10 protein-coding genes are annotated in these 16172 nt (G+C 63.4%); 2 read left to right on the top strand and 8 right to left on the bottom strand.

What is annotated here, in order from left to right:
- Window positions 1-484: 484 nt before the first annotated feature.
- Together YP76_RS11780 and YP76_RS11775 are read left to right on the top strand one after the other, a co-directional pair.
- Window positions 485-1579 (top strand): glycosyltransferase family 4 protein, encoded by a 1095-nt coding sequence (locus tag YP76_RS11780; protein ID WP_046763800.1) that lies wholly within the window; start codon window positions 485-487, stop codon window positions 1577-1579.
- A 10-nt stretch (window positions 1580-1589) separates the two neighbouring features.
- A complete protein-coding gene (locus YP76_RS11775) occupies window positions 1590-3818 on the top strand; it encodes an amylo-alpha-1,6-glucosidase (protein ID WP_046763799.1) in 2229 nt (742 codons plus the stop codon).
- A gap of 69 nt (window positions 3819-3887) precedes the next feature.
- Here YP76_RS11775 and YP76_RS11770 read toward each other — a convergent pair whose 3' ends face one another.
- The 8 genes from YP76_RS11770 to manD all read right to left on the bottom strand — a co-directional run bounded on the left by YP76_RS11770 (window position 3888) and on the right by manD (window position 16165).
- Window positions 3888-4523, bottom strand: coding sequence for a PilZ domain-containing protein (locus tag YP76_RS11770; RefSeq protein WP_046764087.1), 636 nt, complete (start codon window positions 4521-4523; stop codon window positions 3888-3890).
- 174 nt (window positions 4524-4697) lie between these two features.
- The gene (locus YP76_RS11765) at window positions 4698-5933 is read right to left on the bottom strand and encodes an SGNH/GDSL hydrolase family protein (protein WP_046763798.1); all 1236 of its coding nucleotides are present in this window, start codon (window positions 5931-5933) and stop codon (window positions 4698-4700) included.
- 71 nt (window positions 5934-6004) lie between these two features.
- The gene (locus tag YP76_RS11760) at window positions 6005-8914 is read right to left on the bottom strand and encodes a TonB-dependent receptor (RefSeq protein ID WP_046763797.1); all 2910 of its coding nucleotides are present in this window, start codon (window positions 8912-8914) and stop codon (window positions 6005-6007) included.
- Between the two features lie 113 nt (window positions 8915-9027).
- Window positions 9028-10662, bottom strand: coding sequence for a GH35 family beta-galactosidase (locus tag YP76_RS11755; protein WP_198147472.1), 1635 nt, complete (start codon window positions 10660-10662; stop codon window positions 9028-9030).
- Window positions 10662-12134 carry a mannitol dehydrogenase family protein gene (locus tag YP76_RS11750; RefSeq protein ID WP_046763795.1) on the bottom strand — a complete coding sequence of 491 codons (1473 nt, stop codon included), beginning with the start codon at window positions 12132-12134 and terminating at the stop codon, window positions 10662-10664. Before YP76_RS11750 ends, YP76_RS11755 begins: the two co-directional genes overlap by 1 nt.
- Window positions 12131-13543 (bottom strand): glucuronate isomerase, encoded by a 1413-nt coding sequence (uxaC, locus tag YP76_RS11745; protein ID WP_046763794.1) that lies wholly within the window; start codon window positions 13541-13543, stop codon window positions 12131-12133. The genes YP76_RS11750 and uxaC overlap by 4 nt, the downstream gene beginning before the upstream one ends.
- Window positions 13540-14805, bottom strand: coding sequence for an MFS transporter (locus tag YP76_RS11740; protein ID WP_046763793.1), 1266 nt, complete (start codon window positions 14803-14805; stop codon window positions 13540-13542). Before YP76_RS11740 ends, uxaC begins: the two co-directional genes overlap by 4 nt.
- 148 nt (window positions 14806-14953) lie before the next feature.
- The gene (gene manD, locus YP76_RS11735) at window positions 14954-16165 is read right to left on the bottom strand and encodes a D-mannonate dehydratase ManD (RefSeq protein WP_046763792.1); all 1212 of its coding nucleotides are present in this window, start codon (window positions 16163-16165) and stop codon (window positions 14954-14956) included.
- Between the last annotated feature and the right edge of the window lie 7 nt (window positions 16166-16172).

Below are 16172 nucleotides of genomic sequence, written 5' to 3'. Positions count from 1 at the left end.
AACGGTTCGATTGACGAAAGTTAAAAAAAAGGCCGATCAGTTGACCGGCCCTTGAAAGTTTTAGGAGAGGATGCCTGAAAGGCAGGCCCCTTATTGCACTGCAACATGAATGTTGCAATTGCGAAATGAGAAACACTCGGTTTCCAGTTTTGATTCCATTTACAGGAGCGGAACGCCCCTATCCCCCGCGCGTTGGCCTAGCCAGAACTGAATAGGAGGTTTCCCATGGGAAGAGGTTGCTTGCTGTGGTTGCTGGGCGTTCCTTTGCCGCTGGTCATTTTGATCTGGTTCTTCTTTTTTCGCTGAACTGAAGGAAATAATATTAACCGGGATCAATGGCGCGTTTAAAAAAGAAATATATAACAAATAGATAGATGATATAAGGCAAAAGAGTAGCCTGTCTCTCTCGCAACCGCCGGAGCCTTTCAGGCTTTCTGTCCATGCTATCACCCTCCTCGGTGGTGTGCGTAGGAGAGGAAAGCGCATGAAGATCGCCCAAATCGCGCCGTTAGCCGAAAGCGTCCCGCCCTTGCTCTATGGCGGAACCGAACGCATCGTTTCCTATCTGACGGAAGAACTGGTCCGGCAAGGCCATGACGTGACCCTCTTCGCCAGTGGCGATTCCCGCACGAGCGCGGAGTTGGTTCCGATTACCGAAAAGGCACTGCGCCTGAACCCGAGGGTGGTCGACCCCATTCCCTATCACATGATGCTGCTGGAAGAGGTGCGGCGGCGCGCCGACGAGTTCGATGCGCTGCATTTCCATATAGACCTGCTGCATCACCCCATGACACAGGATTTTGCGGGTCGCACCATCACGACCCTGCACGGCCGGCTCGATCTGCCCGACCTGCCTCCTTTTTACAGGACTTTCGCCGATAACAGCCTGGTGTCGATTTCGGACCATCAGCGGCTGCCCATGCCCCCCGTCAACTGGGCAGGCACGGTCTATCATGGCCTGCCCGCAGGGCTGCTATCGCCACGATTCCAAGTGGAAGACGGCTATCTTGCCTTTCTCGGCCGGATTTCACCGGAAAAGCGTCCCGATCGTGCTATCCGCATCGCCGCGCGGTCGGGCATGCCGCTGCGCATCGCCGCAAAGGTGGATGCCGTCGACCGCGCTTATTGGGAAAGCGACATCGCGCCGCTGATCGAGCAATACCCCAATGTCCGCTTCATCGGGGAGATCAATGAGGCGCAGAAAGCGGATTTCCTGGGACGGGCAAGCGCACTGCTCTTCCCGATCGATTGGCCCGAACCCTTTGGCCTGGTGATGATCGAAGCCATGGCCTGCGCCACGCCGACCATTGCCTTCCGCTGCGGTTCGGTTCCCGAAGTGATCGACCATGGGGTGTCCGGCTTCATCGTCGAGAGCGAGGACGAGGCCGTCGCAGCGGTGGCAGACCTGCCCAAACTCGACCGCGCCATTGTGCGCGCCGCATTTGACGCACGCTTCACGGCCGAACGGATGGCGGCCGATTATGTCGCGCTCTATCATGATCTTCCTGGCGCAAGGACCGATGCGGCGCGGTTGCGCAGGGAACGAGGGGAAGGAGCCGGACTCCAGGTCGTCGCATGAGGGAGTAGCTATGTCGGTAACGCAGCAAGCCCCATCAACCGATACGCAGGCGCCCGGCATCGGACCGGCACCGAACCTGTCGAAGGCACAGACGCAGTTCTTCATCCCCGCGACCGCCTCCCTGCATGAGCGCCGTCCCCGCACGCTCAAGCATGGCGACAGTTTCGCCGTGTTTGACCATAGTGGCGACGCCATAGCCGGTGCCGGCAGTCCGGAGGGTCTCTATTTCCGCGACACGCGTCACCTCTCGCATCTGTATCTGACGGTGAACGGGATGCGGCCGATCCTGCTGAGTTCGGCGCTGCGGGACGATAACAGCCTGCTGATCTGCGATCTCGCCAATCCCGATTTCATCGGCGATGACGGCCGAGTCGCGGTGGAACATGATCTCATCCACCTGCGCAGGACGCGTTTTCTGTGGAATGACGCAGTCTACGAACGGATCACGATCCGCAATTTCGACAAGGAGGAACGGCGCATCGGGGTCGCCATTGCCTTTGCCGCCGACTTTGCCGATCTGTTCGAAATTCGCGGCACGACGCGCCTGCGCCGTGGCGCGATGCTTGAACCCGAAATCGGAACGGCCGAGGTACGGCTGCGTTATCTGGGCCGGGATGAATGCGAGCGGCAGACCTTGCTCCAGTTCGATCCTGTCCCTCGCAATCTGTCGGAAAGCGCCGCGGATTTCGACATTTCGCTGCTGCCGGGACAGCGCTGCGCGATCTTCATGCGGCTCTGCTGCGAAGGCAGCCCGCCCGTCGCCCAACTTCCCAAGCAATTTCTTCAGGCCCTGCGGGGCAAGATGCAGGAGGATCGCGCGACGCGCATGCGCGGCGGCTCCGTCGGCTCCAGCAACCAATTATTCAACGAAGTCACGCGCCGGTCAGGGGCGGACATCGCCATGCTGTCGACCAATACACCATTCGGCCCCTATCCCTATGCGGGCATACCCTGGTTCAGCACCGTCTTCGGCAGGGACGCCATCATCACCGCGTTGCAGACACTCTGGCTGGACCCCGACATCAGCCGGGCCGTGCTGGGCTATCTGGCCGCGCATCAGGCGACCGCCTTCGACGCCGCCTCCGATGCCGAACCGGGCAAGATACTGCACGAAGTCCGGCATGGCGAAATGGCGGAACTGGGCGAAGTCCCCTTTCGCCATTATTACGGCAGCATCGATTCCACCCCACTCTTCATCATGCTCGCCGGCGCCTATCTCCAGCGCACGGGCGACCTCGCCTTCCTGGACGGGATCAGGCCGAATATCCTGGCGGCGCTCGACTGGATCGACCTGCATGGCGACCGGGACCAGGACGGTTTCGTCGAATATGGCCGCTTCACCGACCAGGGGCTGGTCAATCAGGGCTGGAAGGACAGCCATGATTCCGTTTTCCACGCCGACGGCACCATCGCCCAGGGTCCGATCGCGCTTGCGGAGGTCCAGGCCTATGTCCACGGCGCCTGGACCAGTGCGGCTGTTCTGTTCGCGGCATGGGGGGACGAGACGAAAGCATCGCTTTTCGCGGACCGGGCGGCTGGCTTGCGCGACCACTTCGACGCCGCCTTTTTCGACGCGGAGCTCGGCACCTATGTCCTGGCGCTGGATGGCGGGAAACGCCGATGCCGGGTCCGTTCCTCCAATGCCGGACACGTGCTCTTCACCGGTCTCGCCCTTGAGGAAAGGACGGAAAGCGTGGTGCGCACGCTGATGGCGCCTGCTTCCTTTTCCGGCTGGGGAGTCAGGACCATCGCCTCCACCGAAGCCCGCTACAATCCGATGAGCTATCATAACGGCTCGATCTGGCCGCACGACAACGCCCTGATAGCCGCCGGATTTTCCCGTTATGGCTACCGGCGCGAGGCACGGCAGATATTCGAGGGGCTGTTCGCAGCGGCCACCTATGTCGACCTGATGCGCCTGCCCGAACTGTTCTGCGGCTTTCCGCGACGCCGCTCGCAGGGGCCGACCTTCTACCCCGTAGCGTGCAGCCCGCAGGCCTGGTCGGCCGCGACGCCGCTGTCGCTGATCCAGTCCTGCCTCGGCCTGCGCATCGATGCCGCGGCGCGCAAGGTGAAGCTGGAAAATCCGGAGCTGCCCGATTTCCTCAACGACCTGATGTTGCACAATCTGCCGGTCGGCCCGACACGCCTGACGATCGCGCTGGAACGCTTGGCCGGCACGGTGGTCGCGCGGCGTGTGGGTGAACCCGACGACATCGATCTGTTCGTCGCCTATTGACGATAAATGAGACTGGGCGCGCGAATGACCCGCCGCACGAACCCTGACCGGCATCCCGGCCCGGGCCTTTCACACCTTCCCCTGCTGCTCCACCAGCCAGAGGCCGAGTTCCTCGAAAGCCAGCGGCTCCAGGAAAGACAGGCCGATCGCGCCGTTACCCACCCAGCGGACGGCACCCCGCCGGTCCGGCAGACCGGGAATGGCGAGGATCAGCAATTTGGCCTCTTCCGGCTCGAAATCCGCTTCGACCCGCGCGCCGCCCTGCGACAGATTGACGAGCCGGCCCGTATGGCGACGCCCGTCACTGCGCAGTTCGGCGAGACAATCCACGGCAAAGCGCGGCGCCCGCACCAGGCCCTGCGCAGCGGTCTTGACCGTCGCCCGCGCCAGCATCGCCGCCACGTCGATCGGTTCGTCGAAGGCGATGCCCAGCCTCCCCTCACGGGTCCAGCGGACGCTGCCCGCCAACTGGTCACCGGCCTTGAGCTCGATCTGGACCGGGTCATCCTCGTGCAACGGCACATGGACCTCCGCCATCAGGCCGCCGCTCGACAGGTTGCGGATGCGGCACAGCGCTTCGCCATGGCGGCTCATCAACTTGCCGATCAGAAGGATCGTCGTGACGCGCGTTTCGCGCGGCGTTTGCAGGCCAGTGGAGGCTTTACCTGCCTGCGGCTCATGTCCGGAATGGTCGGGCAAGGGCACGTTCGTCTCCTTTCCTGTTCCTGGCCAGGCAATCATGCCGCCCCTTCAAGGGACAAAGCCAAGGATCAGGAGTGATACATAACCCGAAATTCACCCGCCTGAAAAGATGAGCAATGCCGCCATTGCACCGATTTGAATAAATTTAGTCGGGATTCCAAGCGGCTGACCAGTCCGCTATGGGAAGAGGCCGAGCGGAATGGCGTCCGCCATGGCGCGATAACCGGCGGGCGAGGGATGCAGACCATCACCGGAATCATAGCGGGGCAGCAGGCGATCGGGCCAGGCCGGGTCCCGCAGGGCACGGTCGAAATCGATCACCGCGTCGAAATGGCCCGGCGTCCTGATCCATTGGTTCACGGCCTGCCGGTCCGCCTCATTGGCTGCGTCCGGGTGATAATAGCCGTTGCCTACAAAAGGCAGGATGGTTCCCCCGATGACCTTGATCCCCCTGGACCGCGCCCGCGCGATGATCTGACGATAGGCGCCGGTCATCCGTTTCACCAGTTCGGCATGATCGGCGGCGCTGGCCGGCGCCTCGCGGGTCAGCGTCCCGATGTCGTTGATACCCTCCAGCAGGATCAAGGCGCGCACGCCCGGCTGCGCCAGCACGTCCCGGTCTAGCCGGGCCAGCGCATTGGGGCCGAGCCCGTCCTGGAGCAGGCGGTTGCCGCCTATCCCTTGATTGACGATCGCCATATGTCTCCGTTTCGGATCGGCCTGAAGCCGCCGCGCGAGATTGTCGGTCCAGCGATCATTGCCGTCCGTGGTCGCGCCGCGCCCGTCCGTGATCGAATCGCCCAGCGCGACGATCACCTGAGTCAGGGTGCAACGCTCGACCTCCAGTGCGGCGAGGGAGAACCAATGCTCCACCGGCTGCGCGCCCGCCATACCGGCATCGGCCAGATGGTCGCCCTTGAGCAACCAGGATGTTGCCCGCGATCCAGGATGGGAGGTCTGCACCGACGGCTCCTTGCCATAGCGGATGCTGACCGCCAGATCGTCAAAGGCCTTGACCGGCAGCACCACAGGATCGGAGAGATAATCCGCGCCCGCCGGTATCACGACATCGGCATGCCCGTCGAAGCGGAGCGGGACGATGGTCCTGCCGTCGACCGCAGCCGCGCCCGGCCGCAATGCGCGCGCCAGGCTGGCACCTTCGACGTGCAACGCACTGGTGCCCGCGAGATTGGAAAGACGCACCCGCACCTGGCTCCCCGCGACGGAGGGTCGGACGATCTGCCGCAACGTGGCATCGGCCAACATGCCCGGCGCCAGCGCATTATCCCCGGTCGGCACCATCTGTGCGGAGGTCCAGGCGGCGACCCATTGGCCGGCGCAAGGCGCGGCAAGGGCTGGTGCCGTCACGAAAGCAGCCAGCGGCAGGAGGCAATGGGTCAGATGCAATCGCATGGGTCCATATCCCTGAACAAAAGAAAAGAGGGCCGGTCTTCCAACCGGCCCTCAGGTCCCTGGGGGGAGGATCAGAAGTTGGCGCGGATACCCGCCATCACCGTTCGGCCCGGATAATAGACCGAATAGGCGGCATTATCATATTCGAAGGTAGTCCGGATCGGTTCGTTGGTGATGTTGAGTACGTCCAGTGTCAGGCGCATCGCCTTGCCCAGGAAGGGCAGTTGATAGCCCGCCGACATGTCGAGCTGACCACGGGCATCGGCCTTCAGATCGGCGCCGGTGATGCCGTTCTGCGGACCGTTCTGGGCGATCGACTTGCCGTTCCAGACATAGTTCAGGCTGACCGACAGGCCATGATCTTCATAGAAGCCCTGAAGATTATAGGACCATTTCGAAACACCTTCCGCGACCAGGCCAGAGGATGAGGACTGTTTGAGATAGGTGCCGTTGGCGGAAAAGCCGAGGCCCTTCACCAGGAAGTCGAGCGGCTGCACCCAGGTCGCCTCGACCCCCTTGATCTTGAGATCGCTGAGGTTGATCGGCCGTTGCACGGTGATCGGCAGATCGTCGACCGCCACGCCTGTCGCGGCCGCCCGATCATTCAACGCGTTCTGCTGGGTCGAGATCAGGGTGCTGAAGGGAATGTTCAGCGATCCGAAGGTCGCCCGTGTCGGCTGGATCACGGTGAAGCCCTGGACATTCTTCATGAAGGCCGACAGGCCGACATAACCGATGCCGCCGGTATAATATTCGCCACCGATATCGTAATTGTCCGACGTATAGGGCTTGAGGCCCGGATTGCCGGCATTGGCGACCAGCGCCGACGGATCGGAGAAGGTGATGCCGGGGAGGATCAGGCCGGCGTCCGGCCGGGTCATCGTCCGCGACGCCGACGCGCGCAGCTTCACATTATCGGCAATGTCATAGGTCAGGTTGATCGACGGCAGGAAATTGTCATATTTCGAGTTCGCTTCGATATCGACGATGGTCGTGCCGACCTGGCTCGGCCCGACAACCCGCTGTCCCGTATGGGCGTAGCGCATGCCCGCGTTCACATGCAGGTCGCGTCCCGCAATCTGGGTGACGCCGTTGATCTCGAAATAGGCGCCCCAGACCTTCTCGTCCATGTCGCCCGTCGCGCCGCCGGTCACCGCGCCCCGGGTTTCCGGTGCGGAGTCGCGATAGCTTTCATAGTTGGTGGCCGACTTGATCGCATCGAAATCGGGAACGACGAAGGACGTGTAGCCAATGTTGCCGCTGGCGAGATGACCGAAATTGCCGACGGGGAAGGCCCTTAGATATTGGGCGATCTGGCTGTTGGGGATGGAACCGGTGGCGCCGGTGCAGCCCGTCCCGCAGACAGAAAACTGATAGGCGGTGCTGTTGTCGTAGGCGCGGATCGAGCGGGTCGCCTGGTCATAGGCGGCGCCCACCTTCACATTGAGATTGTCGTCGCCATAGGTGACGTCAAAATGCGCACCCTTGGTCTCGGTCTTGCGGCGGACGAGCTGGACGTTCTGGCGATACCATTGCCAGCTGCCATTATTGGGATCGTTGAGGTCGAGATTGGTGGTGATGGACGGATAGTCGCCACCTGTATTGTCATAATAGACGTCGACACCCGAATTCGGCGTGGTCTGGAACGCCCAGGTCGGCTGTTCGCGGAAGAAGCGGCTCTTGGAATAATTGGCGCTGAGATCGATCTTCAGATTGTCGGCCGGTTGCCAGCTGACGCTGGGGTTGATGTTCCAGAACTTCGTCGTCTGCTTGAACAGGCTCGCTTCCAGGAAGAAGGAAGAGTTGGCGAAGGTGCCGCTGGTGACGACATCATTGTCGTCGACGGTCAGGTCGATCGGAATCATGCCGCCGGTCGACTGCGCACTGGTGCCGGGGCCGGAATTGCGGACCTGCCAGTTCATGTTGACCTTGGTATAATCGCGCTTCGACTTGGCCCAGATGGCGTCGAGGGCGAAGTGCAGCTCATCGCTGGGCCGCCATTCCAGCGAGGCGAGCGCCGAAATGCGCGAGCGGTCGCCGGTGGTGAGGCTGTTGCGGCCAAGGCGGGGGAGCAGCGCGGTGCTGAGCTGCGAACGCGTCAGGCCCGATGTGGCGACGACATCGACGGGCTGCCCGGCGATCAGGCCGTGACCGGCATTGGCGGGAACGACCGAGGCCCAGGAGAAATTGTTGCCGCCCGCATCGGGAACGCCGTTGACGGCACCCAGATTGCCGTCGGTCCAGCCGACCGTTTCGAAACCGTCGATGCGGGTCTTGGTCTTGACACCCGCGACGCCGACCAGAATGCCGAACGTATCGGTGGTATGGCTGGCCACGATCGCACCGCGCGGACTGATCTTGTCATTGGCGTCGGTATATTGGCCCTGGGCGACGACGGTGACATGGGTGCCCGGCTTGTCGAACGGACGGGCGTTGCGCAGGTTGACGGTGCCCGCAATGCCACCTTCCAGCGTCGAGGGCGACGGGGTCTTGGCAAGGTCGAGGCGGGTGAAGAGTTCGGAGGGGAAGAAGTCGAGGTCGACTTCGCGGTTGGCGCTGCCGCCGTTGGTGCCGCCGTCCGATGCCACCTGGATCTGAGAGCCGTTCAGCAGGACGCGCGTGAAGCTGGGGCCAAGGCCACGGATCGCGACCTGGGTGCCTTCGCCATTATTGTCGCGGCGCAGACGCACGCCCGGCATGCGGTTCAGTGTTTCGGCAAGGTTGGTGGCGGGCAGTTTGCCGATATCCTCGGCAAAGATGGAGTCGCCGAAAGCGACGGCATTTTTCTTGGCATTGGTGGCGCTTTGCAAGCTACCCCGGATACCGGTCACAACGATATCGGCAACGTCATCATTCTGCGGAGCGGCGGCGGCCTGCGGCGCGCTGTCCTGGGCGAACGCAGCCTGCGCCAGCGTGAGCGCCCCGAAGGCCGACGCTGCACAGAGCGCCATGCGGAAAGACTGGATACGAGAATCGACCATCTGAGAATCCCCTCCTGAGCGCGGCTTCCGACTATCCGGTAAGCGTATCTGGTAGCGCTATCAGTTCGCCATTGATAAACCCTGAGTTATTTTTGTCAATCCCTGAAGCCGCTTTATTGGTAACGGTATAAACGTATCTTCTGGATCTGGAATTTCCCAGCCGGCAGGCGGATATGACGACCCTGATGGGTTTGGTCGCCGTTCAGCAGCCGCCCTGCGACCCAACGCCCCTGCGCGTCGAACTCGCCTTCCCAGTCACTGTCTATTCCCGCGAGACTCGGTCCCGGCCCCAGCGGGGCGAAGGTCACGGTGATACCCTGCCCCGCTATCAGATAATCCTCGGCGCCGGTCTGGATGATTATCCCTCCCGCGTTAGCGGTATCAGGAGTGGCGACGGGTTTTTGAATATCGGCAAAGGCGACTGTGAAACGATAATCGCCGATCTTCTCGGTGATCGGTTCATAGACCAGAGTTTCGTCATACAACGCCTTTGGGCGAAAGGCGGACATGCGCCCCAACCCCTGCGCAGCGAGGATATGGGGGGCAAGCTGCTTCAACAGACCATAGGCTTCGCCCAACGCTCCTGGCTTCTCATCGATCGACTCGATGGAGAAAGGGCCGAAGCCGATCGCATCCAGCTTGCCGATCGCATAAAGTGCATTGCCCGGCACCTGGGGATGGTCGGCATTATTGGCTTCGGGGATGAACAGCGGATTGTCAGGCCGTTTGTAGACGTTCACGATGTCGACGAAGTTCGGAAAATAAATGTCCGGCGCCAGGAAATCGATCGCGGGCGCCCCCGCCTTCCATATATCGATCAGATGCGGCAGCGGCCCGCCGCTCGGATATTCGCCCGGAAGGCGGCCGGGACGATTGAGCGCCACATTGACATACATCGGCATGGCATAGGCCGCCTTGCCCGCACGGGTCAGGGCATCGGCGAAACGGGCATAGTGCCAGGCGGTGAAGATTTCCTCCGCCTGATGGCCAGGGCCGAACACCTCCGCCCATGTTCCTCCGGTCCGGGCGCCCTGTTCCTCCCAGAGCTGCTTCATCTGCGGCACCAGGCTGTCACGATGCTGCTGGAGCCAGTTCATGAGTTCGGCGGGCACCGGCCCCTTGAACGCGGCATCCGCCAGCGGGCCATAGTCGCGCGCGACAGGGAGCATGCCGATCTCATTTTCCACCTGGGTCATGAGCACGGTGTTCTGCCGGTCGTCGACCGTCTTGATATGCGCCATCAACGCAGCAAAGGCCTTCTGGTCCGCCTCCAGCGTGGCGGGTGCCATGGCGGAGAGGATTTCGACGCCCTGCCCATTGGGCAGTTGCGCGCGCGGGAAGCGGACCTGATCGCGCTTCACCCAGCCGGGCACATAGGTCGACATGCTGTTCTTCCACGCTCCGAACCAAAGGAAGACAAGTTTGAGATCATTGGCCCGCGCCTCGCGAATCAGCGCGTCGACCGAGGAAAAGTCGAACCTCCCCTCGACCGGCTCGATCAGTTCCCATGACACCGGGGCCAGCACGGTGTTGAGGTGCATGGCCTTCAGCCGTTTCCAGTGCGGCGCCATATAGGCCGCGCTCGACGCGCTGCTGTTGCCCAGTTCCCCGGCGATCAGCAGCATGGGCTTGCCCTGCACGGTGAGTTGGGTGGCGGTGCCCTGCTTCACCAGCCGCGGCGGTTCGGCCTGCGCGGCGGCGGCCAAAGCGAGCGCGGTGAAGGCCGAGCCGATCTTCGCAAACTGCATCATGTCTCTCCGTGGAAGGTCGCGAGCGCGGCAAGGGCGCCCTGCGTTTCGAGGATGGTGAGCCAGCGGACCAGTGCCGCACGGAAGGCCGTATTCGACGCCAATGCGGGCGGAACCACGGCATCGAAGCGGAGGATCGCGGCGACCCGTTCCTCCGTCGTGACCGCATCGGCAAGGCTGGCGGCGATCTCGTCCGCCAATGGATCATCGACCTCATGGACCTGACCGAGATCGTCCTGCCCCGCCTGCCAGCGTACCCAGGCTGCGAAGCCGAGGGACAGCGCCGCGATCCCCTGCCCCGTTCCCAGTCGGGCCATGATAGGCGCGAGCAGCCGCTGGGGCAGTTTCTGCGATCCGTCCATGGCGATCTGACGGGTGCGATGACGCAGCGTGGGATTGTCGAAGCGCGCCATCAGCGCATCGCGATAGGCCGCGATGTCCAGCTCGGGCGGGGGCGAGAGCGTCGTCTGCGCCTCGTCCCAGAGCGCATCGACGAAGGCGCGCGCCTGCGGCAGGGCCAGCACTTCATGGACATGCTCCATGCCGGCCAGTCCGCCCAGATAGGCGATGCCGCTATGCGCACCGTTGAGCAGGCGCAGCTTCGCCTCTTCCCAAGGGGCCACGGCGGCGGTTAACTGGACGCCGGAACCGAAGGCCGGGCGCGGGCCGCAGAAGCGGTCCTCGATCACCCATTGCAGGAAGGGTTCGGTCTTGACCATCGCCTGGTCCACGATGCCGAAGCGGGTCGTAAGCGCGGCGACATCCTCCCCCGTGGTCGCAGGGACGATGCGATCGACCATGGTCTGGGGAAAGGCGCCCCGTTCCGCTATCCAGTCGGTCAGCGCCGGATCATGGCGGCGGGCCAGGTCAAGCACCGCACCCCGCAGCCGCGCGCCATTATGCGGCAGATTATCGCAACTGATCGCCGTGAAGGGAGGAAGGCCCGCCGCCTTCCGCATCGCCAGCGCCGCCACCAGATAGCCCGGCGCGGTCTGCGGGCGGGCGAGCGAAGCGATGTCGGCGACGAGTTGCGGATCATCCTCGATCAATGCGCCGGTGGCGGGATCAAGCTTATATCCTTTCTCCGTGACGGTCAGCGTGACGATATGCGTGTCGGGCGATGCCAGCGCGTCCAGCAGCGCCCGCGGATCTTCCGGCGCGACGATGACGCGCTGCACGGCGCCGATGATGCGGGCCTGTTCCGACACGCCGTCGCGCACCAGCATGGTGTAGAGGCCGTCCTGCGGCGCCATCTGGTCGCGCACCTGCACGGAGCGCAGCGACGCGCCGACAATGCCCCAACGCAGGTCGCCCGCGTTCAGGGCATCGTCGAATATCGCTGCCTGATGGGCGCGGTGGAAGGCGCCGATGCCGAGATGGACGACGCCGCATCGGACCTCCGCCCGGTCATAGCCGGGGCGGACAACATCGGCGGGCAGGCGGTCCAGCGTAGCGGAGGACAGCCGGTTCACAATTTATAAGCCTGTTTCGCCAGGTCATAGGACAGGGAGCGGGCCAGTTCGAAGGCCTCATCCTCCTCCAGCCGGTGCTCCGCGACCAACTGGGCCAGCCAGGCGCAATCCATCCGGCGGGCCACGTCGTGCCGCGCCGGGATCGACAGGAAGGCACGGGTATCGTCGTTGAAGCCGACGGTGTTGTAGAAGCCCGCCGTTTCGGTCACGCGCTCGCGGAAACGGCGCATTCCTTCCGGACTGTCATGGAACCACCAGGGCGGGCCGATCCGGAGCGCGGGATAATGGCCCGCCAGCGGCGCCAGTTCGCGCGAATAGACATCCTCGTCCAGGGTGAAGAGGATCAGCGTCAGGCGCGGATCATTGCCATGGAGGTCCAGCAGCGGCTTCAATGCCCGCACGAACTCACCGGAAACCGGAATATCGCCGCCCTTGTCCCTGCCGAAGCGCGCCAGCACCGTGGCATTATGGCTGCGATGCACGCCGGGATGGAGCTGCATCACCATACCGTCCTCGATCGACATGCGCGCCATCTCCACCAGCATATGGCCGCGGAACAGTTCGGCATCGCGGCTGCTGACGGGACCGGCGAGCGCCTTGGCATAGAGCGCCTCGATCTCCGTCCGGGGCAGGTGGACGGTGAAGGCGCTGGGATGGCCATGGTCGGTCGAGGTCGCGCCTGCCGCGCGAAAGTCGGCACGGCGCTTTTCATGCGCTCGCAGATAGCCGGCGAAGCTGCCCGCATCCTCCCCCGCCATGGCGCAGAAGACGCGGACATTGTCGGCGAAGCGGGCTATGTTGGGGTCCATGACCGGGTCGGGGCGATAGGCGGTGATGACCCGCCCTCCCCAGCCCGATTGCCGGATGGCGCGATGATGGTCGAGCGGATCGAGCGGACCTTCGGTGGTCGCGATGACTTCGATATTATAGCGGTCGAACAGGGCGCGTGGCCGGAAATCGGGCGTCTTCAATGCCGCGTCGATGATGTCATAATAGTGATCGGCCGTCTCCGGCTCCAGCCGCACGTCGATGCCGAACGCCTCGGCAAAGACCCAGTCCAGCCACAGGCGCGACGGCGTGCCGCGGAACAGGTGATAATGGGCGGCAAAGCGGTGCCAGATGGCGCGCGGATCGCTCTCCGTCGCGCTGCCGTCGACGGTCGGCACGCCCAGTTCCTCCAGCTTCACGCCCTGGCTCATCAGCATGCGGAACACATAATGATCCGGCACGATCAGCAGTTCGGACGGATTGGCGAAGGCTGCGTCAGTGGCGAACCAGCGCGGGTCGGTATGGCCATGCGGGCTGATGATGGGCAAATCCTTGACCGTCGCGTGCAAGGCGCGCGCTATGGCACGGGTACGCGGGTCGGACGGAAACAGCCGGTCGGGATGGAGTGTGAGAGGCTTCATGAACGAGGTTCCGAAAGAGTGACGGGCGCGTAGCGCGGCGCGATGAGATGGAGGACCAGCAGCGCGATCAGATAGGCGCAGGCCGCGACGATGAAGATCGGCTGAAAGCTGCCGACGCTTTCGAGGATGATGCCCGCGAACTTCGCCATCAACATGCCGCCGACGGCTCCGGACAGGCCGCCCAAGCCCACCACCGACCCCGCCATCCAGCGCGGGAAGAGGTCGCCCGGCAGCGCATAGACATTGGCGGAAAAGCCCTGATGCCCGGCGCAGGCCAGACCGATCAGCCCGACCGCGATCCACAGTGATGGCGCCTGCGCGGCGAAGGCGATGGGCAGGGCGCAGAGCGCGGCGCAGAACATGGCGGTCTTGCGCGCGCGGTTGGTGCTCATGCCCCGGCCCATGAGGCGCGAGGACAGCCAGCCGCCCGTGACCGACCCCACATCCGCCATCAGATAGACGGCGATCAGCGGCGGGCCGAAGTCCATCATCTTAACGCCATATTGCTTGTTGAAGAAGTCGGGCAGCCAGAAGAGGAAGGTCCACCACACCGGATCGATCAGGAAACGGGCCATGATATAGGCCCATGTCTGGCGATGGCGGAACAGGGTGCGCCATTGGACCGGGCGCGGCGCTTCCTGGGGGTCCGCCTCGATCCATGCAAGTTCTTCCGCGCTCAACCCCTTCTTCTCGCGCGGGCGGCGATAGAAGCCGAGCCATGCCGCGAGCCACACCACCGTCAGCAGGCCGGTCAGGATGAAGGCCCAGCGCCAGCCCAAAGTGACGGCGATGACCGGCACAATCAGCGGCGTCAGGATGGCGCCGACATTGGATCCGGCGTTGAAGATGCCGATGGCGAAGGCGCGTTCCTTCTTCGGGAACCATTCGTTGGTCGCGGCGATGGCGGCGGGGAAGGTTCCCGCCTCCCCGATGGCCAGCGGGATGCGCGCGAAGAGCATCCCCGCCGTCGAGGTGAAGAAGATGTGCATGACATGGCCCGCGGTCCAAAGCCCCACCGCCAGCGCATAGCCCGCGCGCGCGCCGATCCGGTCGATCAGCCGCCCGAAGAAGACATAGGCGATGCCGTAGCCCGCCTGGAACCAGATGGCGAGGTCGGCATAGCCGCTCTCGCTCCAGCCATAGCGGGCCTGGAGATCGGGCTTCAATGTCGGCAGGACCAGCCGGTCGACATAGCTGAGCACCACCGCCGCGAAAAGCAGGCCGCAGACGATCCAGCGGACCCTGCCGGAGGGTTTTGTCATCTCCCTCTCCCCTTGGGAGAGGGAAGAGGCCCGTCGCCAAAGGCGATGGGAAGGGTGAGGGTGAGGTGCAAACCGCCCTCACCTTCCCACCGCTTCGCGGCTCCTTCCCTCTCCCGGCGGGAGAGGGACTGTAGGATCGTCACGAGCATCACCAGCTATGCATCGTGCCGTCTTCCAGCCGGTTCACCGGCAGGAAGGCGCGCTTATATTCGTATTTGGTGGCCAGTTCCTCGTCGATATCGACGCCCAGGCCCGGCGCTTCGCCCGGATGCATCATGCCGTTTCCGAAGCTGTAGGCATGGGGGAAGACCGCATCGGTTTCTTCCGTATGCCGCATATATTCCTGAATGCCGAAATTGGGCACGCTGAGGTCGAAATGCAGCGCGGCGGCCATGCAGACCGGCGACAGGTCGGTCGCGCCGTGGCAGCCGGTGCGGACCTGATAGAGATCGGCCAGCGCGGCGATGCGGCGCAAATGGGTGATGCCGCCCGCATGCACCACCGTCGCGCGGATATAGTCGATGAGCTGGTTCTGGATCAGGTCCTTGGCATCCCAGATCGAGTTGAAAATCTCACCCACCGCCAGCGGCGCGGTCGTGTGCTGGCGGATCAGGCGGAACGCTTCCTGATTTTCCGCGGGCGTCGCATCCTCAAGCCAGAAGGGGCGATACGGCTCCAGATCCTTGCCAAGGCGCCCTGCCTCGATCGGAGTCAGACGGTGATGGATGTCGTGCAGCAGATGCACGTCCCAGCCCAAGGCTTCGCGCGCGGCCTTGAAGAGTTCAGGGACGACGCGAAGATATTTGGACGTGTTCCAGACATTCTCGGTCGGCAGGTCGGCGTCGGCGGGTTCGTAGAAATATTTGTCCTTCGACACGCCATAGGTCGATGCCATGCCGGGAACTCCGCATTGCAGGCGGATCGCCTTGTAACCCTGCGCCTGATATTCCAGCGCGACATTGACCGTATCCTCGATGCTCGTGCCGTTGGCATGGCCATAGACCATCACGCCTTCGCGGCTCGCCCCGCCCAGAAGCTGATAGACCGGCAGACCCGCAATCTTGCCCTTGATGTCCCACAGCGCCATGTCGACCGCGGCGATGGCCGTCATCGTGACCGGCCCGCGCCGCCAATAGGCGCCCTTGTAGAGATATTGCCAGATATCCTCGATCCGGTGCGCGTCGCGCCCGATCAGGCACGGGATGACATGATCGGTGAGATAGCTTGCCACCGACAGTTCGCGGCCGTTGAGCGTCGCATCGCCCAGGCCGTAAATCCCCTCGTCGGTGATGATCTTGAGCGTGACGAAATTGCGGCCGGGACAGGTGACGATGACCTTGGCGTCTATGATCTTGGGCATGGGAACG

It is taken from the genome of Sphingobium chungbukense, from assembly GCF_001005725.1.
Taxonomy (GTDB): Bacteria; Pseudomonadota; Alphaproteobacteria; order Sphingomonadales; family Sphingomonadaceae; genus Sphingobium; species Sphingobium chungbukense.
The sequence above is the reverse complement of the archived record's forward strand: the minus strand, read 5'-3'. Positions and strand labels throughout refer to the sequence as shown.

Bases quoted from the DNA above. Each gene is read 5' to 3' on its own strand.
- YP76_RS11765 (WP_046763798.1), bottom strand. From the start codon at position 5,933: ATGCGATTGCATCTGACCCATTGCCTCCTGCCGCTGGCTGCTTTCGTG.
- YP76_RS11740 (WP_046763793.1), bottom strand. From the start codon at position 14,805: ATGACAAAACCCTCCGGCAGGGTCCGCTGGATCGTCTGCGGCCTGCTT.
- YP76_RS11755 (WP_198147472.1), bottom strand. From the start codon at position 10,662: ATGCAGTTTGCGAAGATCGGCTCGGCCTTCACCGCGCTCGCTTTGGCC.
- YP76_RS11775 (WP_046763799.1), top strand. From the start codon at position 1,590: ATGTCGGTAACGCAGCAAGCCCCATCAACCGATACGCAGGCGCCCGGC.
- YP76_RS11760 (WP_046763797.1), bottom strand. From the start codon at position 8,914: ATGGTCGATTCTCGTATCCAGTCTTTCCGCATGGCGCTCTGTGCAGCG.
- uxaC (WP_046763794.1), bottom strand. From the start codon at position 13,543: ATGAAGCCTCTCACACTCCATCCCGACCGGCTGTTTCCGTCCGACCCG.
- YP76_RS11780 (WP_046763800.1), top strand. From the start codon at position 485: ATGAAGATCGCCCAAATCGCGCCGTTAGCCGAAAGCGTCCCGCCCTTG.
- manD (WP_046763792.1), bottom strand. From the start codon at position 16,165: ATGCCCAAGATCATAGACGCCAAGGTCATCGTCACCTGTCCCGGCCGC.